Origin of the sequence: Pseudomonas mandelii, from assembly GCF_006438925.1 — a bacterium.
Lineage (GTDB): Bacteria > Pseudomonadota > Gammaproteobacteria > Pseudomonadales > Pseudomonadaceae > Aquipseudomonas > Aquipseudomonas mandelii_C.
Genome location: NZ_RCZA01000004.1, coordinates 345,977 through 369,341 on the forward strand (window position 1 = coordinate 345,977; position 23,365 = coordinate 369,341).

The 23,365-nt window shown below is 57.9% G+C and carries 19 protein-coding genes and 1 pseudogene; 6 read left to right on the forward strand and 14 right to left on the reverse strand.

Annotated elements, in window-relative coordinates:
* Positions 1-98: 98 nt before the first annotated feature.
* Entirely contained in the window at positions 99-1,025 is a 927-nt protein-coding gene (locus tag EAH74_RS11655) for a LysR family transcriptional regulator (protein ID WP_140678450.1), read from the forward strand.
* Here EAH74_RS11655 and EAH74_RS11660 read toward each other — a convergent pair.
* The 6 genes from EAH74_RS11660 to EAH74_RS33070 form a co-directional block, all read right to left on the reverse strand.
* Positions 1,014-1,967 (reverse strand): GNAT family N-acetyltransferase, encoded by a 954-nt coding sequence (locus EAH74_RS11660; RefSeq protein ID WP_140678452.1) that lies wholly within the window; start codon positions 1,965-1,967, stop codon positions 1,014-1,016. The genes EAH74_RS11655 and EAH74_RS11660 overlap by 12 nt on opposite strands.
* Positions 1,967-3,256 (reverse strand): AMP-binding protein, encoded by a 1,290-nt coding sequence (locus EAH74_RS11665; protein WP_140678454.1) that lies wholly within the window; start codon positions 3,254-3,256, stop codon positions 1,967-1,969. The genes EAH74_RS11660 and EAH74_RS11665 overlap by 1 nt, the downstream gene beginning before the upstream one ends.
* Positions 3,257-3,316: 60 nt before the next feature.
* On the reverse strand, positions 3,317-5,719 hold the full coding sequence (locus EAH74_RS11670; RefSeq protein ID WP_140678456.1) for an acyl-CoA reductase: 2,403 nt from the start codon (positions 5,717-5,719) through the stop codon (positions 3,317-3,319).
* A 1-nt stretch (position 5,720) separates the two neighbouring features.
* Positions 5,721-6,851 carry an acyl-protein synthase gene (locus EAH74_RS11675; RefSeq protein WP_140678458.1) on the reverse strand — a complete coding sequence of 377 codons (1,131 nt, stop codon included), beginning with the start codon at positions 6,849-6,851 and terminating at the stop codon, positions 5,721-5,723.
* Positions 6,852-6,872: 21 nt separating this feature from the next.
* On the reverse strand, positions 6,873-8,114 hold the full coding sequence (locus tag EAH74_RS11680) for an MFS transporter (protein WP_140678460.1): 1,242 nt from the start codon (positions 8,112-8,114) through the stop codon (positions 6,873-6,875).
* Between the two features lie 251 nt (positions 8,115-8,365).
* The gene (locus EAH74_RS33070) at positions 8,366-8,503 is read right to left on the reverse strand and encodes a hypothetical protein (RefSeq protein ID WP_170206194.1); all 138 of its coding nucleotides are present in this window, start codon (positions 8,501-8,503) and stop codon (positions 8,366-8,368) included.
* 157 nt (positions 8,504-8,660) lie between these two features.
* Between EAH74_RS33070 and EAH74_RS11685 the strand changes: the two genes are divergently transcribed.
* Positions 8,661-8,849 carry a hypothetical protein gene (locus tag EAH74_RS11685; RefSeq protein ID WP_010460665.1) on the forward strand — a complete coding sequence of 63 codons (189 nt, stop codon included), beginning with the start codon at positions 8,661-8,663 and terminating at the stop codon, positions 8,847-8,849.
* A gap of 19 nt (positions 8,850-8,868) precedes the next feature.
* Here the strand turns inward: EAH74_RS11685 and EAH74_RS11690 are convergent, their stop codons facing one another.
* On the reverse strand, positions 8,869-9,240 hold the full coding sequence (locus tag EAH74_RS11690) for a fe2+ zn2+ uptake regulation protein (RefSeq protein WP_123364972.1): 372 nt from the start codon (positions 9,238-9,240) through the stop codon (positions 8,869-8,871).
* 271 nt (positions 9,241-9,511) lie between these two features.
* Between EAH74_RS11690 and EAH74_RS11695 the strand changes: the two are divergent.
* A pseudogene (locus EAH74_RS11695) lies at positions 9,512-9,787 on the forward strand (penicillin acylase family protein); the annotation flags it as partial.
* Between the two features lie 201 nt (positions 9,788-9,988).
* Here EAH74_RS11695 and EAH74_RS11700 read toward each other — a convergent pair.
* Positions 9,989-10,990: a FecR family protein gene (locus EAH74_RS11700; RefSeq protein ID WP_140678462.1), complete on the reverse strand. Its 1,002-nt coding sequence runs from the start codon at positions 10,988-10,990 to the stop codon at positions 9,989-9,991.
* 98 nt (positions 10,991-11,088) lie between these two features.
* The gene (locus EAH74_RS11705; protein ID WP_140678464.1) at positions 11,089-15,930 is read right to left on the reverse strand and encodes a dermonecrotic toxin domain-containing protein; all 4,842 of its coding nucleotides are present in this window, start codon (positions 15,928-15,930) and stop codon (positions 11,089-11,091) included.
* 231 nt (positions 15,931-16,161) lie between these two features.
* On the opposite strand from EAH74_RS11705, the gene EAH74_RS11710 reads away from it, so the two are divergent.
* Positions 16,162-17,202: an Ldh family oxidoreductase gene (locus EAH74_RS11710; protein ID WP_140678466.1), complete on the forward strand. Its 1,041-nt coding sequence runs from the start codon at positions 16,162-16,164 to the stop codon at positions 17,200-17,202.
* Positions 17,203-17,296: 94 nt separating this feature from the next.
* Here the strand turns inward: EAH74_RS11710 and EAH74_RS11715 are convergent, their stop codons facing one another.
* Positions 17,297-17,614, reverse strand: coding sequence for a DUF883 family protein (locus EAH74_RS11715; protein WP_140678468.1), 318 nt, complete (start codon positions 17,612-17,614; stop codon positions 17,297-17,299).
* Between the two features lie 165 nt (positions 17,615-17,779).
* Here EAH74_RS11715 and EAH74_RS11720 point away from each other — a divergent pair, with 165 nt between their 5' ends.
* The gene (locus EAH74_RS11720; RefSeq protein ID WP_008155229.1) at positions 17,780-18,031 is read left to right on the forward strand and encodes a hypothetical protein; all 252 of its coding nucleotides are present in this window, start codon (positions 17,780-17,782) and stop codon (positions 18,029-18,031) included.
* A 101-nt stretch (positions 18,032-18,132) separates the two neighbouring features.
* Here the strand turns inward: EAH74_RS11720 and EAH74_RS11730 are convergent, their stop codons facing one another.
* Positions 18,133-19,047, reverse strand: a complete 915-nt coding sequence (locus EAH74_RS11730) for a LysR family transcriptional regulator (protein WP_140678470.1) — start codon at positions 19,045-19,047, stop codon at positions 18,133-18,135.
* Positions 19,048-19,132: 85 nt separating this feature from the next.
* Between EAH74_RS11730 and EAH74_RS11735 the strand changes: the two genes are divergently transcribed.
* Positions 19,133-20,056: a carbon-nitrogen hydrolase family protein gene (locus EAH74_RS11735; protein WP_140678472.1), complete on the forward strand. Its 924-nt coding sequence runs from the start codon at positions 19,133-19,135 to the stop codon at positions 20,054-20,056.
* 95 nt (positions 20,057-20,151) lie between these two features.
* Here the strand turns inward: EAH74_RS11735 and EAH74_RS11740 are convergent, their stop codons facing one another.
* From EAH74_RS11740 to EAH74_RS11750, 3 genes are all read right to left on the reverse strand, one after another.
* Complete coding sequence (locus tag EAH74_RS11740) at positions 20,152-20,625, reverse strand: LEA type 2 family protein (protein ID WP_140678474.1); 474 nt, start codon at positions 20,623-20,625, stop codon at positions 20,152-20,154.
* 136 nt (positions 20,626-20,761) lie between these two features.
* A complete protein-coding gene (locus EAH74_RS11745; protein WP_140678476.1) occupies positions 20,762-21,841 on the reverse strand; it encodes a nucleoside hydrolase in 1,080 nt (359 codons plus the stop codon).
* 146 nt (positions 21,842-21,987) lie between these two features.
* Positions 21,988-23,298 (reverse strand): MFS transporter, encoded by a 1,311-nt coding sequence (locus tag EAH74_RS11750; RefSeq protein ID WP_140678478.1) that lies wholly within the window; start codon positions 23,296-23,298, stop codon positions 21,988-21,990.
* Positions 23,299-23,365: the final 67 nt, after the last annotated feature.

The following is a 23,365-nucleotide window of genomic DNA, read 5'->3' on the forward strand; positions in this document are numbered from 1 at the left end:
GTGGAGTCCATTGTTGACCTCGACAGAAACAAGATAAACCGGCTAAAACTGCTATCACTGTTCGTAATTTCTAAATAATCAGCCGGTAAGCAAAAACAATGGACCGTTTTAACGCGATGCGCGTGTTCACCCGAATCGTCGAGCTGGGAGGCTTTGCCAAGGCGGCGGATAGCCTGCAGTTGCCCCGGGCCTCAGTGACCATACTGATCAAGCAGCTGGAGGCGCATCTCGGTGTGCAGCTGCTGCAACGCACGACGCGGCAGATCAGCCTGACGCTCGACGGTGCGGCCTATTACCCTCGTTGCGTACGGTTGCTGGCGGACCTGGAGGAAACCGAAGCGGTGTTCAGCGCTGCTCGCAACAACCCCAAGGGGTTGTTGCGCGTGGACATGCCGGCGGGCGTGGGACGCTTGATGGTGATCCCGGCATTACCGCAATTTACTGCTCGATATCCCTTGATCGAGCTGGAAATCGGCTTGAATGACCGGCCAGTCGACCTGATACGCGAAGGCGTCGATTGCGTGCTGCGCGGCGGCGACTCACTGGACGATTCACTGGTGGCGCGGCCGTTGGCCATGCTGGACCAGGTCACGTGTGCCAGCCCCGATTACTTGAAGCGATTCGGAACGCCTCAGTGTCTGGCTGACCTTGAAGGCCATCAGATGGTGGAATACTTCTCCAGCAGCAATGGCAAGCGTTATGGGCTTGAATTCAGGGTCAATGATCAGGTTCAGGCCATTAATCTGCCCAAGCAGGTTTCGGTCAACAGCGCCGATGGTTATCTGGCCGCTTGTGAGGCGGGGTATGGTCTGGTCCAGACCCCGTATTACCACGTAGCCCGCCAGCTGAGCGAAGGCCGTTTGTGTGAAGTCCTCAGGACGGTGCCAACACCGGGGATGCCGCTGACGGCGCTCTACCCGCCACACCGCCAGTTGTCCCGGCGGGTGAGGGTGTTTGTCGACTGGCTGGTGGAGCTTTGCGCGCAGCCGGGCAATGACTTTTATCGAAAAGACTCACGCGGCTGAACGGTCTCTGTTCAGCGCTTGGGCGCTACTTTGCGTGTTGGCGTTTTGCTGTAAATCGTCATGCAAGCGTTGCATGTGCGGGCAATGCAGATTGAGGTGTCGAGCCTGCACCCCTCGATGAAACAGGGCGAACCACCCATGGGTGTTTGATGCAGGCATCAGCCCGGTAAAGGTGAAGCCAAGGGCCGCCAAATTGCGCAAGTCCTGGGCAAAATGCCGTGACATCTGAAGTTTGGCCGAGATCAGCCAGTGGCTGGGCAATTGCCGGATCTGCTCAAGCAGACGTTTGGTCAAACGCTGAATGACCATTTCGAATCTTTGATGGTGTTGCTTGAATTGCAAGGGCAGGGAAGGCAACGGCGTCGTGCCCGGATGAGTCCCGAACACGGAACACAAGTGCTGCATAAACCCCCGGCAGCTGTCAGGCCATGGGATGTCGGGGAGCGGTCGCGTATGTCCTTCGACTACATGACAACCCATCACGATGGTTTCCGGCAGCGGCTCAGCGAAGGGCGAAGGGACGTAGTCAGGAAGCAAACCCGTGCTGTGGAAGCCGATGTTTGCTGCCATGCGTTGCGTGTAGTGATGGTGTGTCACTTGTTTGATCGAGACGCTCTTAAACCCCATGGAACCTGACCGCGACAGCAACTCCCGTCCCAGACGGGTCGCGATACTCTGCCCCTGCGCGGCGGGATGCACCACACTGAGGGCCAGCTCGGTAGTGTCCGCAGGTGTGTCATGGCACAACGCGGCATGCCCTAGAACGCGTACGTCGTCCACCGCCAGCATCGACGTCCAGCGCCCCTCGGCATTGTGCTGATTGATCATATTCGGCAAGTAAACATCCGGCTGAACGTAATGATCGCCATAAACTTCGCGAAACAACTGGCTCACGGCACGTGCGTCGGATGGCCGATAGGGTCGAAAAATCAAATGCGGCATCATGCGGGCTCCGGCGACGGTGCGTCATACACGCGCAAGTCCAGGACCCGCAGTTGTTTACCGGAGCGTGGGTGCAGCTTCAATGCGGTGACCGCACAGGACAACACTCGTAACTCCAATAGACCGTCGCGGCTCAGTTCCTCGATGGCGGGATAGTGTTCAACCAGCGCCTCGTACAACGCTCGGCACACCGGTACGGTGGCCATTGATAGCGCCGAGGGAACCCACTTCACACTCAAAATATCTTTGTATCCGTCATGTTCGATCAGCAATTGCCATTGGTCGTTGTGGGCAATGCGTTGGACGATCTGCTGGATGTCATCGATCAGCAGCGACAGCACCCCGACTCGCACCCGCTGGCTGTGCACGCTACGTCCCTTGAGGGCGAATTTGCGCTTCGGCGTTGAGCCGGGTTCGCGCCAGCACGCGCGGTCGCCCACCGGATAACGCAGCAGTGGCATGAGCCGGCGAGTCAGATTGGTCACCACCAATAATCCAGTGCGATCGCATTCTTCGATGACTTCACCGGTGAGTTCATCGACGATCTCCAGCAAGGTTTGTGGATCAAACACCCGATGCTCGCCCAAGGCACAGTCGCGACCGCTGGCCCCAATAAGGCCGGCGTCTACACTGGCGTAGCCAATGGAAGCAATGCGCACGTTGGGAAACACGTCGCTGAGGATTGCCACCTGCGGGGCAAACAGGCTTTCGCCGCCATACAGCAACGTATCAACCCCGCGCAGTACTCGCCGATGCTGGTTCAGGTAGGCCGCCAATCGCAGCAGCTGTGCTGGTACGCCGACCAGCACGTTGATCCGATGCTGATCAATCGCATCGGCCAATACATCCAGCTCGACTTGCCCGGTAAATGGAAACTCGCAGATCGATCGCCTGACGTGCGCCAGTGAGTCGTGGATAAACAGAAAACTGGCGTAAAGATCACCGGAAAAAAACAGATTGGCGACACGGTCGCCGTCGTTCAGCTGAGACGAGAAACTTTCTCCGAACGTACTGACCAGTTCTTTCCATTCGTTATAGGTATAAACCGCCAGTTTGCCTTGGCTGGTCGATCCGCCGGTTTTAAACACCAGCGCATCGTCGACCTTTCCGGTCAGGACCGGCCAATGACTCAAGTCATTGCTGTCAGACCAATAGTCCACGGCGTTGGTGAGCGGTAGATCTTGTAACGTAATGCCCTGCGGCGGTAAGTGTTGCAGTTGCTGGCGGTAGAAGTTTGAATGTTGCCGTATATAAGGCAGCAGTTGCTCGAGCGAATAAGTTGATTTCACTGGATTCTCTTTTTTTTATCAGGCGTCTAGGCGGTTTAAGACAAGCTGTGTAGTTAGTTTTTATTTTCTTTTATCAATAACCAAGGGCGTTTTGCCGCTGTGTTTGTTTCGAGTGAACGCTTGATCCGTGCACACTTGGACTTCGACAGTTAACAGGTTGGCGTTTACGGCATTTGCCAGCGCTTCATGGCTCAGCAATGCGTTGCGAACCTGGTTGATGTCTGCATCCGTTAGAACGTTGAGTCGCTCGATGCCATCAGGGGCGTGGTCCAGAACAATCTGAATGGGCGCGCCGACGCTATCCTGCAGAGCCGACGGCGAAATGAACTCCGTGCCCATTCGCACCAGTTTTCCGTGGCGCTGGAGCAGTTCGAATCGGGGTGAGTCCAGCCCGCATGGACAGGCTCCGGGTATCCAGCGACCGGTGTCTCCAACGTCATACCGGCGCACGGTTTGGCCTTGCCGTGCTCGTGAAGTGAACAACAGGCGACCGATCTCATTGGCCTCAACCGGTACATCCTGTTCGATCTGCACGATTTCCAGATGCTGGGTATCGCACATCAAGTGAAACACCCCGTTCGCGGTGGCTGCGCACGCATGCCCCAAGGGACCGGCGTCGACAGAGCCATAGATCGCCGAGCGGATCATCGAGACCCCGCAACTTTCCATGAGGCTCAGGCTGGTTTGGCCCGGATGCTCGCCGCCAAGGAACACTTTGTCAATACCTGCGTACGTGCGGAGCCGGGCCTGCTCGTTGAAGAACAGACGATGCAAGGTGCTCGGCATACCAATCAGCACGGTGACACGCTGGTCAACGATCAGTTGGGCGATTTCGCTGAAGTCATCGTCCTGGGGCGCCCCCATGGGGAAATGTGTGACGCCCATCTGCTCCAGTATTTTGGTAAAACTGAGGAAACCTCCGTACAAGCTGCCGCCGTAAAACAGGTTCATGACCCGGTCTTGTGAAGGATCGAGCCCGGCGGCGAACAGGCCGTCAGCCGCTGCGCGCATCTGCCGTTGAAAGTCGCGATAGCTGAAACCGGCAAGTGCCGGAGTGCCGCTGCTCCCTCCTGAGCGAAAATACAATTGCGCCGTAGCGCCCATAGGCTGGGTCGTGAAGGTGTTTTTGTCCATGATCGGCGCATGGGCGGTGTCAGGTGCGGGCGGGACCGGGTCGAGCGTTGCCCGGCCAGGCAAAACATCCGGCGACAGACTCACCGAGAGGCGGCGACTCAGACGCGTCAACGCGTAGACGCCATCATGGGGCTCACCGGCGTAGCCGTCATGAATCCCCGCGCAAGGCGCAATACGGGTGACCCCAGCGTTGACCAGCGTTCGCACAAGTCCTGGCGTCTGTGTCGCAGAGCAAATCAGTGCGCAGCTTTGCAGGACAGTGCGCCAGGGCAACAGCGTCTCGGCGATCAAGTGTTGCGGTAGGGGTTTGAGTAGCACCGTACGAAACAGCGGCGAAGGCGCGAGCGTCTGATGGTGTTCCCAGATGATCCGCCATCCGTGGCCGGCCCAGACCTGGCCGCTCTGGTTCGCAAAACAGTAATCCAGTTGCGCCATGGCCGTGCGGGTGGTGATCTCGCACGCTTCCTGATCCGTGGGCACCAGCGCCGGCCAGTGCGATGCACGACGCTTGAAGGCTTCGCCCAAACGCTCACCCAGGTCCTGCAGGGTCGCCGGATCGTTGCTGTCCACCAGCACCCATTGCGGACTGGAACACGCCTGCTGATCCAGACTGCACACCTCATCCACCAACGCATCCAGCGCCGAAGGGCTGGCCGCGTCAGGCGACAGATAAGCGAAACTGATCCTGTGCCCCCAATCGATCCAGCGACATCCGGCGGGGATCTGCTGACGAATTGCTTTGAGCGCCTTTTCACCGCCCCAGGCTGACACGCCATCGGCCTGAGCGCAGAGTTCCGCTATCCGGGAAGTGCCCACGGGCAGCACCGCGACGAATTCGCCAAGCCTGCCGCTGGTGTCGCACTGCACAAGGGCGGCCAGCAATTGCGCGGTCAAACCCGCATCGCTGGCGCTGGGGCGTAACCAGTTAATGTTGCCGGCCAGCAGGCTTTCGAGAACCGCGCAGAACGCCAGCATCGGCGCATTGCCTGGCGTCACATGCACCACCAGTCCCAACGGGTGCCAGCTTTCGAAGTGTGGCTGCTGGTAGTCGATACGCCTCAGCGAACGGGGTTGCGAACCCAGTTCTCGCTCAAGCTTCCTGCTCAGGTTGCTGCGCTGGCAGAACTCGATCAGTCCCTGACATTGATCGTCGTCCAGAGGCAGGTTCAGGCTGCGAGTCTGTAGTTGCGTGGCGAAACGAGCCGCGGTTTCGATAACGGTCTCGCTGTCGATCGGTGCAGAAAGCAATCCGGGCAATTGTTTCTGAAGGCGCTCGAGGGCGCTTTCCGGGGTAACGTCGTCACGCAGTTGGCCATTGATGAGGTACATATCAAGCTCCTCCCAGCAATTCGGAAGCCGCCATGGCGCAACTGCGACTGGCGGTGGTGCCAGCGCGCCCGTGCAGCTCGAACCAATCGGTCGTCAGGCCGCATCCGCACTGTGCGCCGGGATGTAATGTCGCCAGATCGCCCATGACCACCGCATGAGCAGGGCTTGACGAAATGTACGGGGAGACGAATTCCAGCAAGCCGCGCTGGCCGTATGGCTGGACCGTAAAATCGGATGGGTTGCGCACGAAAACCTTCGAGTAAATGGGGGCATGAAAATGATGGTGGGCACATTGGATATAGGGCACGGCATGCTCGACGGCTCCGTAGCCATCCCGACAGCGGGACAGGTCGATACCCAATTGCCGATTGATTCGGGCATACAACTCAAGCAGGGGAATCTCTTGTGCTGCCTGGGTTTTCCAGCCGCCCCCCAAAAACACCAATGACTGGGCGGGTAGCTCGAGATTCGGTGCGCCGGTGTTTTTCATGTGCTGTAGCGCATGTGAAAGAAACGCAGGAAATCCGAGAATCCGCACGGGCAATCCCTCGTCGGCAAACTCCTGCAAGGCGCGAATCACTCCAAACAGGTCGAACTCGTGACCGTTACCGGTCAGGCGCAATCCGTAGACGACCCGATTGACGGGCGCATAGCTGCAGAGAAACTGGTCGGTGTAAGCGGTGCCCAAGGTGATGGCCGCCTCGGGCTCGTAGCTCAGGAGCAAATAATTGCAGGGGCTTTGCGGAGTATCCCAGCCGAAGTGCCGGAAAATGTGGCTCACCATGCCTTGAGCCGCTGCCATGCTGCGAGGGTCATAGCGCATGCGACTCTTCTGGCCGCTGGTGCCAGACGATGTCAGCTCCAGCGCGCCTTCGCCGGTGGGGCCGAACAACAAGTGACGTTTGAAGTAGTTGGCGAAAATCGGTGGCAACCTGGACCAGTCATCCAGTGTCTCCAGGTCCTTTGCATCGAGCCCGTTGGCGTTTAGCCAGCGCTCGTAGCCAGGCGTGTGGTGACAATGAAACAGGCTGATTTCTCCCATTGCCTGGTCGAACAGGCCCTCGGGTACGGAATCCAGGCAATAGGGTTGCGTTAACGCGCAGAGCGCATTGGTGTGAGGTAAATGGATCATCAAAGGACCTGCTGTGTGGTGTCAGACGGCAAGCGCGGTGTGAGAGCGCCGCAGAAACAGGCGTAGGGGCGTCAGGCTCAGAAGCCCCGCGATACCCGCCATCAGAGCGAACGATTCGTGGCTGTCACCGGCACCGACGGCCGCGATAAGCGAGCCGCCGCCGCCCATGACGGTGATCGAGATCATGCCGATCATGGCCGAGACCAGACCTTTGCTGTCCTCGCTTGCAAATAGCGCAAGCCGGTACAGCGCGGCATTGCTCATGCCAAGCCCCACGGCATAAAGCGCCAGGCAGCTGATCAGCACTGCTGTCGAAGCGCCGTAGACGCTGATGGCGACTAACGCGATGAGCCCGCCGCAAAACGGCCAAAGCGCGTATCGAATCAGTTGTGGCAATTCAGCGTTGGCAATCAGTCGGTTGAGGATCAGATTGCCGAGAATGACGGCCGCGAACACCGGGATTTGCCACAGGCCATAGTGCAGAGTTGAAAGCCCCTGGTTGTGGATCAGCAAGAGCGGCGCCAACCCGATCCAGGCAATCAAGGGCAGGCTCATCACGCCCAGCGCGACTGCGGCGCAAAGGAATCGCGGGTTAGTCAGCAGCGCGGCATAGCGGCGCAGAGTGCTGTGCCATTCAAAGCGCACGGCTTCCAGTCGCTGACCGTCGTGGCGCAGGGTGCCCACGGTTTCCGGCATGAACAGGTAAAGCCCGAGCCAGACCATCACGCCGCCGAGACCCAGCAGTAAAAACAATTCCCGCCAGGACAACCATTCCAGCAGCAGACTGCCGAGCAACGGCCCCAGAAGCGGGGAGAGCAGTGCAACGTTCCCTAACAACGCCATGATTTTGACCGCGTCGGCTTCGCAGAAAACTTCTTGCAGGGCTGGGTAGCTGACCGCGATGACAAACCCCAATCCCATGCCCTGAATCAGTCGCAAGCCGTTGAACGCATAAATGCTTTGCACGTTGAACGCGGCGGCACAGGCCAGGGCGAATACCGCACAACCGATGAGCAACATCCGGCGGCGGCCGAAGTGATCAGACAGCGGGCCAATCAGCCATTGCAGAAGAATGCCGCCTGCCAGATAAAGATTGAAGGCGTAGGGAACATGGTCGGGGCTGGCATCCAGTTGGCGGGTGACGGTCAACATGCCGGGCATGATCATGTCGCTGGCCATATACGTCAGAAGTTCGAAAAAAGTAATTGCAAGGCAAAAACCAAGTAAGTGGTGAGGGCTGATATTGATTAAAGGCTTGTGCATGGCATCCCTGTTTTTGCGCGAAATTTAATAACGGGGTTATTGCGATGCGCCGAGACTAATCATTGAATATGAATAGCTCCAATGAACTATTGAGACTCAAGGTTTCAATAGTTTTCGCTATGTTTCGATGTTCTATGGGTAGGAAGAGGTAAGTATGCACGTACGAAAAATGCCCGCGACAGGGCGGGCATTTATTTAACAGTTATCGGGATGGGGTACTTAACTTACGAATGAAGGTTCAATTATTCACGTTATCGATGCTGGTAATATCCCGGCCCGCCACGGTCGTAATGGTGACCGCCGTGCCAGCCGCCGTGGGGGAAAACGATACAGCCGCTCAGTGACAGGAGAGCGAGCAGGGGAATCAGCAGTGTGATTCGACGGAACATTTCAAAATCCTCATGGTTATCGCCGCTATGAAGCCAAAACTCTTCATCGGCTGTAACATGAGACCCCGTTTGTAGCGTCCCATCCCCGGAGAAAGGTAGGGGCTTGGCATGCGTTCTGATACAAATCGGATACATTTTTCAGGTTCAGGAACTCGCAATGACTCAGTCGCAACGTTTGAAATACTCGATTCTGATCTCCCTCGTGGTGTTGGGGATCATGTTCGGCCTTTCGTATCTGCAAAACGCAGGTGTCATCAGCGAGAAGCTGTTTCAGTACATCGCCATCGGCGTGGCGGTGATCGTGGTGGTGGTCAATGGCGTGATGCGTCGCAAGGTCAAACCCTGAACGACACACCTTAAGGTGATCACTCGCGATGGAGCATGGCTACAGCGTGCGGATGCAGGCTGTAGCTTTTGTCCGCATTGAGCGTGATCACACCTTCACTGCACAAGCGTTTCAATACTTCCCGCACGCTCAGAAAAGACAGGGGAATATCCAGGTCCAGCAAGTGGCTGTGCACGCCGCGCACGCCAAGGCTACGGTCGCTTTCGGCGGCGGTCAGCAAGGCGTCGATGACTTTGAGGCGGATCAGACTGGTTCGCAGACCATAGCTTTTGAGCAGCAGCCTGATCCGCTCGTTGCCATTGCGCTCGCCCCGTTGACTGAAAACACCGGAGCCCATGGCAGAGCCCTTTGGCGCATTGCTACCGTCCGTTGGCAGTTGCGAGTTGTACATGCAAAAACTCCTTTTCCGAGACGGCCAGGAAATGTGATGGGTGCTCTCATTCAATCAGACGTACGAGCAGGGCAAATATTGAAGCCCCGAATGTAGAAATTTTGTCGCTATCACGTCAGCGGCCTGTGAGATGCCCGTGAAAAGCGTTTTTCACAGCCTGAATTTTTGTCATTTCTTTCGTTTCCAGGGGAATGCGCAGTGCGTGTATGACGCAGGGTGTTTGTCTTTTCGATCAGGAGCGAGCGTGATTATTTCCAGGTAGTTAACCCGGTTGAGCCTTGCAGGCGTATTGGCGGGCTTAAGTCTTGCGGCAAACGCACGCAGCCAGCCGGAGCAGGCGAGCGCCGACATTCGTCGGACCAGTTTCGGCGTGCCGAATATCCGTGCCGACAACGAGCGCGGGCTCGGTTATGGCATTGGTTACGCCTACGCTCAGGACAACCTGTGCCTGCTGGCCAATGAGATCACTACCGTGAACGGCGAACGTTCACGCTATTTCGGCCCGGATCAGTTCACGGTCGAAGAATGCGAAAACCTGGTCAGCGATACTCCAGAGATCAGACCGTGGCATTTTCCAGGAAGCAGTTGAGTGTGTTGCCGTTCACCGAACAGCAGATCACGTCCGATCCGAAGTACCAGGTTCAGACGATCCGCGAGCAGGAAGAAAAAGCCGGGAAGGTGGCCGTACAGTAACGCAGATGGTGTTTTAACGAAAAATGAAGGCCGCACCTTGCAAAGGTCGCGGCCTTCAGCTTTTTGGGGCTTGTTGCGGAATGGAATTGAGGACCGGATTGCCATCCTTGTTGCGGGTCAGGTAGACCGGTAACACCTTGGGCAGGGAAGCCACCAGGTTGTTGAGCTCTTTGATGTTGTAGATGCCGCCGATGCGAATCGAGCCAGTGCTGTTGTCGGCCACCATCACCGGTTTGCTCAAGTAGCGATTGATCAATGGCAATGCGTCGGTCAGCGCCAGATCATCGAGCACCAGTTTTCCGCTGCGCCAGGCCAGTGAGTTGTCATTGTCGTAGGTCTGACTGATCCGGGGAGTGAAGTCGCCGCGTCTATAGCTAGCCTGCATCGCTGGCTCGAGGCGCAAACCGTCACCCGCAACGGCGTCATTACTGCTCACCAGCACCGAACCTTCTATCAGGTTCACGCGTACCTGATCTTCATACGTCCAGACGTTGAATTTGGTTCCGGTAACTCGAATCCTGCCTTCGGCCGCTTTGACAATGAAGGGGTGTCGAGTGTCATGGCTGACGCTGAAGAAGGCTTCGCCTTTTTTCAGCGTAATCCGACGTTGATCCTTGTAGTTGCTGAACGTCAGCTCACTGCCCAGGTTCAGTTCTACCTGACTGCCATCGCTCAGGGTGACTTGGCGGACATTGTCGTCCGCCTCGAAATGTTGATAGGAATTGGGTAGCCAGCCCAGGTTCCAGCCGCTATAGGCCGCCAGTGGCAATGCCATGGCGCAAACCGCCGCGGCGATACCGAAGGTGCGCCAAGGCGTAGCAGGTTTGGTGCGGACCATCGGGACCATGGCTTCTGGACGTGGCAGGTCACCCGCGACATCCCAGATATCCAGCATGGCCTCGTATTCGAACGCGTGAAGCGGATGAGCGTCATGCCATTGCTCGAACGCCAGCCACTCTTCAGCAGTGCAATCGTTGGCGTGCAGACGCATGCACCAATGCGCAGCGGCATCGGTGACAGCGTCGTATTCGGCTGGCGAGAGAGGGTTGTCGGTCATTGACTCATCCTGATTTCCTGCATTCTAACCTTGTGAGGAAGTCTGCGAGAACAACCGTCATGGCAATTACCCATCAAATGGGAGTTTGTTTTTCTGATTCACGGGGTGCTGGTGTGCAGTTGGCGCCCCATTTGGCTGATGAGCCATGCAACGCTGTCGGCGTTGCCGAGTTGCACCTTGAGTCTGACCAATGGATCTCTCTTGTAAATTTTGCGGGCACCGCTCAGGTTTTCTCCGCCGGTCAAGGTCAAAATATGCGCTTTTACCCGATCAGTATTTTCATAAGAAGTGCTGCCCGGATCCTCCCACACACCGGTATCAGGATCCTCGGTCATGAACAGCTGAGTCAGGGGGGTCTTGATCGAGAGTGCGGTGTCCTGAAGCGTGGTCAACGCGTCCTTGAGATCACTGGCGGTTGTGCTGGTCGTATCGATCAGATGGGGGAATGGTCTGCCGGGATCGAAGTAAGCAATGTCTTCGGTGTTGCAGATGAGATGGGAAAGCTCATGAATAAGGGTTACTGCTCGGGCATGCGTGTTGATAGGGAAGGCAGGGTCGGTAAGATGTGGGCGGTAAATGTCGAAACCGGTGTCGAAGAATTTTTCTGCCAGATAAATTTTCCGCTTTGCATCCTTTGGAGCGGTGAAGCCGAATGTAGTTGCCGCGCCACTGACCGCCCTGGCGATTGCAAAACGATTGGTCTTCGGCTTTCTCAGTGAGGGGTCCAACAAGGCCGCAAAAATGTCAGTCATGACTTTTTCAAGCTGCTCCACATGCGTGGACTGCACTTGCGGCACATCAATAAAATCCATGATGAGTTGATGCACGGGTGTCACCGTTTTGTCGGAAGACTTCAGCAATTGCAGGTTTTGAAAGCAGTTCCAGGCATAGGTGGTTGCCAGGTCCAGCGCTTCGTCAATCTGACGAGCCTTTTGCGGAAACAGTCGACGGATTTCGGGCATTCCAGTGGCATCGACGTTCATGCCCTCCCAGACCGAATATGCGGTGTGCAACCGATTGCCGATGCTGAAACGGGGCGCTGGCGTTTGCCTATCCAGAACCCATTGTTTCGACACTTTCTGACTCAGCCGAGGACCACGAATTTTTGTGTCGGCGATGCGCCAGTGTTTGCCGAGCTTTGCGACCGGATATACCTTTCCTTCAACCGGTGCGTAGGTTTTTTTTGTCGTCGGATGGGTATAGAGCCCAAGACTTGAGTTTAATGTGAGCGAATTCAGATCGACGTCCATGCTTTCATGACGCTTCAACTGCGTACGTTCGGGGGCTGTAATGGCAACGTTCTGCCATTTGAATCGAGTATCGGGCGTTTCTGGCGCAGGTGTACTTGGCGTAGACGATGGCTTCGCTTGCGCTTCCAGCGATTGTCGCAACGTGGCGAGTTGTGCAATGCCGCTGATGAACTCTTTTATCGCGGGCCCCCATTTGTGCATCTGAAGGTCTTCGGCGGATTGCTTGATGTCGCGATAACTGCGCCACACGGTGATGGGGTAGGCGAGTTTGCCGATGAAGAACGAGTATGCCTCGTGCAGGTCTTCGCCCAGCACGCCCTTGAGGGTTGCCCATTCGCCCTGCTTTTTGTCATCGGACTGGCAACCGAGCAATCGGGCCAACAGCGCGGCGTTATCATCGAACAAGTGCTTGAACAGGCTCCCCTTGATCGGGTTGGACGCCAATGTGACATCGGTTTCGCGATTGACGTTGGTCGGCGGTGCGGCTCTGGCGACACGGGTGCTGCTGGTCGCCATCCGGTTTTCCAACAGCATCCGGTCAGGCTGCGGCAGATTCATGAGTACCCAATCGAGCAGCGAACCGCGGGTCTTCAGCTCTGTCAGCAATTGTTTCTCGTTTTCATATTCTTTCACCCCGTGCCGAGGGCTATGAGGCGCGACAAGGACCTGTGGCGCGGTGCTATCGGCCGACGAGCCAATCAGATAGACGCCTGGCACTTTGACCGCCTGTCCACTCTTGATGCCCAGGAGCTCAAGTGGGCGGATGATCGCGTGGGCGCCGTCGACTGCCGCGCGGGCAATGGCGTCGGGCATATCCATGACTTGCTGGATCAGATCAAATCCCGTCTCGCTCAGGCGCTCCTGCAGTTTTTCCGTGTGGGCGTAATGCATTAGCTGCCAGGGTAATTGCGTGTAAAACCGCTTCCTGCGGTCCTTTGCGTTCGCTTGGGTGTCTGCAAAGGCTTCGTTCAATGTGTTCTGCTGATGTTCGCCCAACTTCAAGTTTCGTATCAGGTCTCTGATGTAGCTTTGGTCCATGTCCTCGGGAATCTCGGTGGTATCAAGCGACACCAGTTTGAAATGGGTTATATCCAGATCCTTGAAAGGGGTCAGTGCAAAGTCGGTCAGGGTCTGGGTGCTGGCCGCAGACCTCGAGCTTTTGTCGATTTGTATCTGGATATTGTCCGGATCGATGTCGAAGGTGTCAGCCTTGAGTTGTTTTTCAAGTTCATGGTGCGCCGTGCGCGCCAGGGAGCGTATGCCGCTGAGGTAGTCCTTATCGTCGGTGACGTTGTTGAGGTATTGCTGAAGCAACTCCCCATGCAGTATCAGGTCTTTAATGGACGCCTTGGCCAGCCATGCCGGCAGTTTTTGCTGGGTCGTCAGGGATTGGGCAATGTCCGTCGCACGGTCTAACCCGGTCATCGGTTGGCGTAACGCCACCAGCTTCAGAAGACTGGCCAGGGTCGTCGCGGGAAGCTTCGTGGCCAGCGCACGGGTGACGCACGCTCGGTCCAGCTGGGCATAGGGTTTTTGCACGTGATCGAGAAAATGCTCATCTATTCGCTGCAGTGGGGCGAGGGTGTAGTGCTTGCCAGGCAATCGCTCGCTGCGTCCAAGGTTCTCCAGAAGGGCGGTGCGATCATCGGCGTCTTTGAGGCGTTGCTCCAGCCCGGTCAGTAAAGATGTCAATGTCTTGAAGGCTTCAAATCCCGACGCCGGCGTCCACAAGATCGCCTTGCCCGAATGCTCAGGGTCCAGGCCACCTCGTTCGGTCAGCACAAAACAACTGGCCAGTTTCAACGGCTCAGCAGCGTCACCTGCCTTCAGCGCCAAGGAAAACACGTCCGGTAAAAAGCCGTTCAATGCAGCTCGCTGCAAGCGTACCGGAGTATCAAGTACGGATTTGATGATCGCCTGTTCCGTCGCACCCAAGGTGCGCATGACGGCGTGCAGCTCCAATTCGCTGCGCAATGCCGTTGACAGGGTGTGGGTGAAACGCGATTGCAAGCTTCCGAGTGAAGAACTGACGATACGCAGCACTTCGTCAAGGGTACGGGTTGTTGCGGGAATGACCGGTTGGTTTTCGAGGAGTAGGTCGAGCGGTCGCTTAACGGTGGAGAGAAGGGCCAGTTGCTCTTTGGCCGACTCGCCACGAGCGGTGGCAGGTTGCGCGCTCAGGCGCCGGTCTGCGTGTGTACTCCAGCGTCCTGCAGCATCGGCCGCCAGCAGTCGATCGTCGATCAGTCCCCGGACATCCAGTGCCTTGTCGAACAAGGCCCGGGGATCCTGTGTGCCTTCGCTTTCACGGTAACGGTTCAGCGCATCGGACAGATTCTCTCGTTGCTTGCCAAGGATGTCGGTCATCAACTGTTCAAACACCGGGCCGATGATCGGTTCACCGACAATCACTTGTTCATCCGGCGCCATTGAAAGAAACGTAGCGCGTTCGTCCAAGGACATGAAGTTGAGCAGCGTGTCTTCGTGCCCTTCGCTTTTCAACATCTGCGCGACGATGTTCCTGACAGCGGACAGGTCGCTCGTTGCCTCGATGCCTCTGGACGGGGTGTACAGAAAGCCCGGCGTGTCGCTGCTGCCGATCATCACGGTCGAGGCGAGCTCCACGTAATGCTTGAAGGGGGCGGTGACACGTACTGTTTCGATACGAAGAGGATCGTCGGTGTCAGGTTCGAGGCTGAGATTCATCAGTCGCAGGTATTCCTGCGTCGTTCGAACACCTTGTTGACGCTGAAGCAAAAGCTTCACGTGAAAGGTATCGCGCAAGCCCTCGGCAAAAACCTCCCGGCGTGACTGCCAATTGTTCATCGGTGTATTCCAGAACGTCTTGAGCAGGCCTTGCAAGAGAGGGGTAAAAGTTTGTGCGATCTCTTTGATTGCGCTTTCCCAAACCTGGTTATCGGCGTCGCTGCTCACACTGTGTCGGGGATTGGAAAAGACTCTGGAATCGCCAGTCGGCCACTGGTTGGTCAGGTAGTAATGCAGCAGGGTATCGCTCAGTGAATGCGAGGAAAGCAATTGTTGGCCATCGCTATCGATAACGGAGCTCTTCATTCGGGTAAGGCGTTGGTCCAGTTTGGGGAACGGTTTATGCAGCGCGTTCTTGAGGGTCTCGTCCAGCATCGATTGCAGCGTTGGCAGCTTGAGCAGCTCGCCCATCATCGTCCTGATGTTCTGAGCCTGATTGCGCTCGAGGGTGAGTTCCTGGTCCTGGAACACCGCACCTTCGATTTTTTGCGTGGCAAAGTCTTGCGCACTGGCGGCGGGTAAAGCGCTGCGTTGTTCGATGGAGAGAAAACGCAATAACTCGTGCTTGCCAGTGGGCTGTGCCAACCATTCCTTGAGTTTGCTTTTGAGGCCCTTCATGTCCGCGAATTTCATCAGGCCTTTCCACGGTGTGTAGAGCGTGACTTCTCCATCGCTGGGCCGGCTCATGGCAAAAGCGCCGGCCAGGGGGATGCCTGGCGCATCAGGTACGCTTAAAAGCAGCTGGTCGACGTGCATGGACGCGCTATTGGCGATACGGGCTTCATGCGTCTCCAGATAAACAGCGTTCAACCACTTCAGGTCATCAAGCGTGAAGGACAGTGCCTTTTCGCGTTCACCGGGCTGTTTGGCTTTGGATGCAAGTACTGCTTCGTCGAAAAAATACGGCAGTGGGGGAGCAATCATGGTTTTTCCTCGATGCGCTACGACCGGGGGGTAATCGCCGGTCGTTGGATTGAGGAAAAACAGTACGGCCAGTGGCAGGCTCGAGTGCGGTACATATTGCTTGAGCCGAACAGGCTGTCGAGACTTGACAGGAAGCCGGTAGAACAGCGCTTAATCGACAACTGTTTTGGGTTGCCCTGCAACCTCGCTTCACCCTGTTGCCCGTACTCAATAATAAAACTGGAGCTTCAGATGACCGCAACGCCCAAAGTGGCCGTCAGTTCGAACACTCAAACGCTCGATTTCGACGCGCTCGTTCTTTTGCTTGAACAGATTTTTCAGCGCCATGGCACCTCCGCCGATGTCGCCAGGACACTGGCCATCAACTGCGCCGGCGCCGAACGCGATGGCGCCCATAGCCATGGCGTGTTCCGCATTCCCGGTTACGTGTCGACGCTCCAGAGCGGCTGGGTCAATGGCCAGGCCGTGCCGGTGGTCGAGGACGTGGCTTCGGGGTTTGTCCGGGTCGACGCCGGTAATGGTTTCGCCCAACCGGCCCTCGCCGCAGCACGCGGTTTGTTGGTGGGAAAAGCCCGCAGTGCCGGCATCGCGGTGCTGGCGATTCGTAACTCCCACCATTTCGCAGCCTTGTGGCCGGATGTCGAGCCCTTCGCCTATGAAGGCCTGGTGGCGCTGAGCGTGGTTAACAGCATGACTTGCGTGGTGCCGCACGGTGCCGATCGTCCGCTGTTCGGGACCAACCCGATTGCTTTTGCCGCCCCTCGGGCTGACGGCGATCCGATTGTCTTCGACCTGGCGACCAGCGCGATTGCTCATGGCGATGTACAGATCGCCGCGCGCAAGGGCGAGCGTTTGCCGCCAGGCATGGGGGTGGACGGTCTCGGCCAGCCGACCCAGGACCCGAAAGCGATTCTTGAGGGCGGCGCGTTGCTGCCGTTTGGCGGCCATAAAGGTTCGGCGCTGTCGATGATGGTCGAGCTGTTGGCGGCGGCGTTGACCGGCGGCAATTTTTCCTTCGAGTTCGATTGGTCGAACCATCCGGGGGCCAAGACTCCGTGGACGGGCCAGCTGCTGATCGTGATCGATCCGAGCAAGGCGGCCGGGCAGAATTTTGCCGAGCGCAGTCAGGAACTGGTCCGGCAGATGCACGGTGTGGGGCTCAAGCGTTTGCCGGGTGATCGACGTCACCAACAGCGGGCCAAGGCCAGCACCGATGGCATCCCGCTCGACGCGCAGACGTTGGCGAGTTTGCGGGCTTTGGCCGGGCTCTGAGGTCTGCATACTCTCAGTCTGCATAAAAGCCGGGCATGAAAAAGGCGAGCTGCGTGCTCGCCTTTTTGCTGGGTACTGATTAAAACCGGGTCGCTTAACGCCGCCCCAGCAACAACCCGACTACCAGGCCGAAACCGGCAGAGATCGCCACGGTTTGCCACGGATGGCCACCGATGTAGGTTTCAGTGGCTTCAACCGCAGGTTTGGTTCGGTCACGAACGTTGGTAACGGAGTCCCGAGCCTGCTGCAGTTTCTGAGCGATTTGCCCACGAAGTGTGTCCGCTTCCTCACCCACCAGTGAGGCGCTGCTTTTCAACAGTTTTTCCGATTCTTCGATCAGAGCCTGAAGTTCGCTGAAGGCTTGATCCTTGATCTGGTCTTCGGCGACTTGTGCGGCGGTTTTCCGGGCCATTGAGGTACTCCTTGCAGATAAATGGACAGTGAACAATGGAGTCTGCCGTCAGCGAAAAAGTTGCAGTGGATTTTCGCGTTGACCCCACCCTGAGGAAAAATCCTGGGTCGGACATTTCCTCCTACAGTGTAAGATGTCGCCTATTTTACGCAGCAGGTAACTCCCATGAGCTTCAATCTGGCCGACAAACCCCTTGCCGAGCGCGCTGCGCTGGAAGATGAGAAATCCCGTCTGTTCGATCTATGGCAAAGCAACCTGGGCAAGTCCAAGGGCGAAGCCGCGCGGTTGTTCGGTGAACGCGCCAAGCGCAAAGGCAAATGGGCCGAGTGGGTCCGTGCCGAACTTGACGGCATGTCGCCCCCGGAATTCGCGAACATGGTGCGCAGCGAAGTCAATCGCCTGATGGCTGCCAAGTAACCTGAACTCGACACACATCTCTGTAGGAGCTGCCGCAGGCTGCGATCTTTTGATCTTGTTTTAAAAAAGCAAAATCAAAAGATCGCAGCCTGCGGCAGCTCCTACGCGCTCGCAAAGCTCGCGACAATCGCTTCCCGTACTTTCAGCACCACCGGATCGAGCTGCGTACTGGTGCGCCAGCCCAGTTCGATCGGGTAACGCGGCAACGCCAGAGGGCAGGGCAGCAGTGCCAGTCCGCTGAGCGCTGCAATGCTTTGGGCCGCATGGGCCGGAATGGTCGCCACGGCCTGACTGCCCTTGAGCAAGTGCGGCAACGCGGCAAAGTGTGTGGTCGAAGCGCATACCCGCCGAGTCAACCCCAGCGCCGCCAGCCCCTCATCGGTGATCCCGATAAAGCCGCCCGACGACACCAGAATGTGCTCTCGGTCGACGAACGCCTCAAGGCTGAGGGTCTGTTGTCCCTCGGCCAGGCTGAGCGGGTCTACCAGGCACAGATAACCGCCTTCTCCCAGCACCTGACGGCTGAGCAAACGCTCGGCAAACCCACCGGCGGTGATCGCCAGATCGATGCTGCGTTCCATCAACGCTTGCGCGACGATCTGACTGTGGGTTTGACGAAAGATCAGCCGCAGCTTCGGCGCGACGCGGGCGATTTCTTCGATCAGCCGGCGCCCATAAGCGATTTCGAAATCATCGGACATGCCCACGGTCACCGAGCGCCCATCGTAATGGTGGGCGGCCGGGTCCACCATCGCCAGGCTCTGCCGGCATTTGTTCAGGGCGTCGCTGACCACCGGTTTCAACTGGTTGGCCTTGAGCGTGGGCGCGAGTCCTCGGCCGGTGCGCAGGAACAACTGATCGCCATACACCTCGCGAAGTCTTCGCAGTGCCGCGCTGACCGCCGATTGCGTCACGCCCAGACGCAACGCGGCCCGGCTGGCGCTGGACTCCTCGTGGAGCGCTTCGAAGACTTTCAGCAGGTTGAGATCGACGGTGGCGATATTCATTTGGCTCATATCATTTAGCAGCAAACGGGGCTTTATTCATGATCCCGTGGCGCCTGAGAATGAGCAACACCTCATTGCTTTCGGAGTTACTGCGATGCCCAAGTCAATCGTTGCTGCACTGCAAATCGGCGCCTTGCCCGGTGGCAAGGCAGAGACCCTGGAACAGATCCTTTCTTGGGAAAACGCGATTATCGAATCCGGCGCGGCGCTGGTGGTCATGCCCGAAGCGTTGCTCGGCGGTTACCCCAAAGGCGAGGGCTTTGGCACTCAACTGGGTTATCGCCTGCCGGAAGGGCGTGAAGCCTTTGCCCGGTACTTTGCCAACGCGATCGACGTGCCAGGCGTGGAAACCGAAGCGTTGGCCGGATTTTCAGCGCGCACTGGCGCCAACCTGATGATCGGTGTCATCGAACGCGCCGGCAGCACGTTGTACTGCACCGCGTTGTATTTCGATCCGCAGGCCGGGCTGGTCGCCAAGCACCGCAAACTAATGCCTACGGGCACCGAGCGGTTGATTTGGGGTAAAGGTGATGGCTCGACGTTGCCGGTGATCGACAGTCGGGCCGGGCGGATCGGTGCGGTGATTTGCTGGGAGAACATGATGCCGCTGCTGCGCACCGCGATGTACGCCAAAGGCGTGGAGGTCTGGTGCGCGCCAACGGTGGACGAGCGGGAAATGTGGCAGGTCAGCATGCGCCATATCGCCCATGAAGGGCGCTGCTTTGTGGTCAGCGCCTGTCAGGTTCAGGATTCACCGCACGCCTTGGGCGTGGAGATCGCCAACTGGCCATCGGACCGCCCATTGATTGCCGGTGGCAGCGTGATCGTCGGGCCGATGGGCGACATTCTGGCGGGGCCGCTGCGTGACAGCGCCGGTTTGCTCACCGCTGAAATCGACACCGATGACCTGATCCGCGCCCGTTACGACTACGACGTGGTCGGGCACTACGCGCGCCCGGACGTCTTCGAACTGACAGTAGATGAGCGCGCCAAACCGGGCGTCCGTTTCAACGCATAACCCATGTCGGATCGCCGCACCGCCGCTCCCACATTTGATTTGTGGCGTTCACACCTGTTGTGTTCATGAATAGAGTTCGGTCCTTCAGTCGTGACTTACCAAGTGCCGGTCGTCGACGTTGGCAGGCTGAGTTTGCCGTTGTCCACGAAACGCATCGTGCCGAACAAGCCGCCCGCAAGTTTTCCGTGCAGGACGTAGGGCAGGTTGTCGAGGGTTTGGGTTTTGCTCAGGCCCAGGGTCTGGCGCAGCACGGAGAACGCCGAAACACTCACCGGAACGGTCAGCACGGTTTCGGAAAAGCGTGCAATCGAACCCGATTGATCGCTGACACCGGAGGCAAGTGGCTGGCCGTTGACTTCCAGGTCCAGGGCGACGCCGTTGTAATTGATGGTGGTCTCGTTGGGATTTTGCACGCGTATTTTCACGGCAAAGCGTACTTCCATGTCCTGGCTTTGCAACGGTTCGAAGCCGACCACGTTGATGTTCAGCGGGTCGCGATTGGGCAGCAGGGCGCAGGCGCTCAGGGACAGCAACAGCAATGAGAGGGATAAAGCGAGGAGTCTGCGCATGAAGGGCTCTCGACAGAAAAGGGACCGAACCGCTGACAGCTCGACCCTTGAGCAACGTTCAGCGGTTCACCTGTGCGACCACGCTCACTGTGAGGGGTTCGCTGCACGCCGTCACTTCTTCATGAGCGGCGCGGCATCAGCTGCCTTTGACCGGCGTCGGCAAGTTCACAAGATTCACATAATCATTCCAGAACTGCTTCTGGTCGATGGCAAACACCACCTTGGCTTTTTGCGTGCCCACGGGTGGACTTTTCTTGTAACCCAGGGCACGACCGTAGTCGGCGCCGAACTGAGCATTGACATCGACCCACAGCTCGCGGGATTCGGTGACGATGCCTGGCTCGACCAGAAACAGGGCCGGCAGGCTGTCCCAGGTAAAACTGTGATAGCCGGGGTCCTTGCTGAACAACGGCGCGAATTCGTGTGTGTACAGATCGGCAATCGGTCCCGGCCGGGCGATGACGCGCTGGTAGATCGAGGCATCGAAGGTGACCTTTTCGCACACATCGTTGGGAAAAATAACGTGTTCAATGGGTGAGCGCAGGACGATCTTCGCCGCTTCGGGGTCGAACCACCAGTTGAACTCGGCGGCCGGTGTGGTGTTGCCCGGAATCTCGATGGCCCCGCCCATGTACACGATGCGTTTGATCAACGGCACGATGTCGGGGGCGGAGCGGATGGCCAGGGCGATGTTGGTCAGTGGGCCGACCGCCAGCAACGTCACTTCATGGGGATTGGCGCGCACGCTGTCGACGATGAACTGGGCGGCGGTTTCCTTGCGCAATGCGGTGTGGGTCGCCAGGCCATCCGGCGGGGCGATCAGTTGCGCGGCGGACGTCGGACGCGGCGCTTTGAAAGCACCCGGCCAGCCGGCCCCGAACAGGGCTTGTTCCTGGGGGTAGGTGGTGAAGTCATGCAGCAACGGGTAGGCGGCGCCGGAATACACGCCGACGTCCTTTTCCACGCCCATGCGCTCTACCGCCTTGAGGGCATCCACCTGTTCCTGGTCGACCCAGGCGTTGCCGCTGACCAGGGTCATGCCGAGCAGGTCGATGCGTTTCTGGGCGTGGAGTTGGGCGAGCATGATGAAGGCCTGGCCATCATCGTTGAGCACGTTGAAGTCGGTGTCGAAGATGACTTTTTCCGCCGCTTGCAGAGCACCGGCGCAGAGGCCGGCGGCGACAAGCAGGGCACAGCGTTTGATGAAACCTTGCATGGGGACTCACCTGATAATTTGTATGTGGTGGCTACCACGATCCCTGTAGGAGCTGGCGAAGCCTGCGATCTTTTGATCTTGTTTTTTATGGACCAAAGTCAAAAGATCGCAGGCTTCGCCAGCTCCTACAGTGGCGGTGTGATGGGTCAGCGGTTGACCAGTTTGGCCGGCAAGGCGATCACCAGAAAGCTGCTGAGAATCAGGCAGCCGGCAAAGAACCACAGCGCACCGGCGCTGCTGCCGGTGACGTCGATGGCGACCCCCATCAACGAGTTGCTGACCAGCCCGGCGATGTTCGCCAACGAGCAGGCGAGGGCGAAGCCGGTAGCCGCCGCGGTGCCTTTGAGGAAGGTTGCCGGCAGACTGAAGAACACCGGCACCGCGCCGATGATCGCCGCCGACGCGATGGCGAACAGGGCCACGGTCGCTACCACGTTGTGGACGAAGAACGGCGCACTGGCCATGGCGGCAGCGCCCACCAGAAACGGCACGATGATGTGCCAGCGACGTTCGCGGTGTTTGTCGGAGCTGGCGCCGATCAACAGCATGCCCAACAACGCGGCGATGCTCGGCAGCGCCGTGAGTACGCCGATGTGGAACGTGTCGATGATGCCGGCATTGCGGATGAAGGTCGGCATCCAGAAACCCATGGCATAGGCACTGAGCAGGATCGAGAAGTCGATCCCGCCGAGCATCCAGACTTTCAGGTTGAAGAAGCCATCGCGAAAACTGTGCTTGCTGTCCCCGCCACCGGCCTCATCGGCGCGCAGTTCTTGCTCCAGCAGGTTTTTTTCATCGTCGTTGAGCCATTTGGCCTGGCGATAGTTGTTGGGCAGGGCCCAGAAGGTCAGCACGCCGAGCATGACACTCGGTACCGCTTCGATGAGGAACAGCCATTGCCAGCCATGCAGGCCGCCAAAATTATCGAAATAACCCATGACCCAGCCGGACAGCGGGCCGCCAATGACGCTGGACAGCGGCAGGCCGATCATGAACAAGGCGATGATGCGGCCGCGTCGATAGGTCGGGAACCAGGTCGTCAGGTAATACAGAACGCCGGGCAGAAAGCCTGCTTCAGCGGCGCCGAGCAAGAAGCGCAGGATGTAGAACTGCGTGGTGGACGTCACGAGCATGGTGCAGGCCGACAGCAGGCCCCAGGTGATCATGATGCGGGCGATCCAGATCTTGGCGCCGACTTTCTCCAGCACCAGGTTGCTTGGCACCTCGAACAGGATGTAACCGACAAAAAACAGGCCGGCTCCGAGGCCGAAGGCGGTTTCGCTGAAGTGCAGTTGATCGAGCATCTGCAGTTTGGCGAAGCCGATATTGATCCGGTCGAGGTACGCGGCCAGGTAGCAGAAGCACAGGAAAGGGATCAGCTTCCAGGTGATCTTGTGGTAAAGCGCTTGAATCGGGTCGGCGACCGTGGTCGCAGGTGCTGCATTCGCAATGGGCATCGGGTGTCTCCTGGCGGTGACTTATGGTTTTTATACAGCCGCTTTTTTCCAGCGCTCTGGCGCGCTG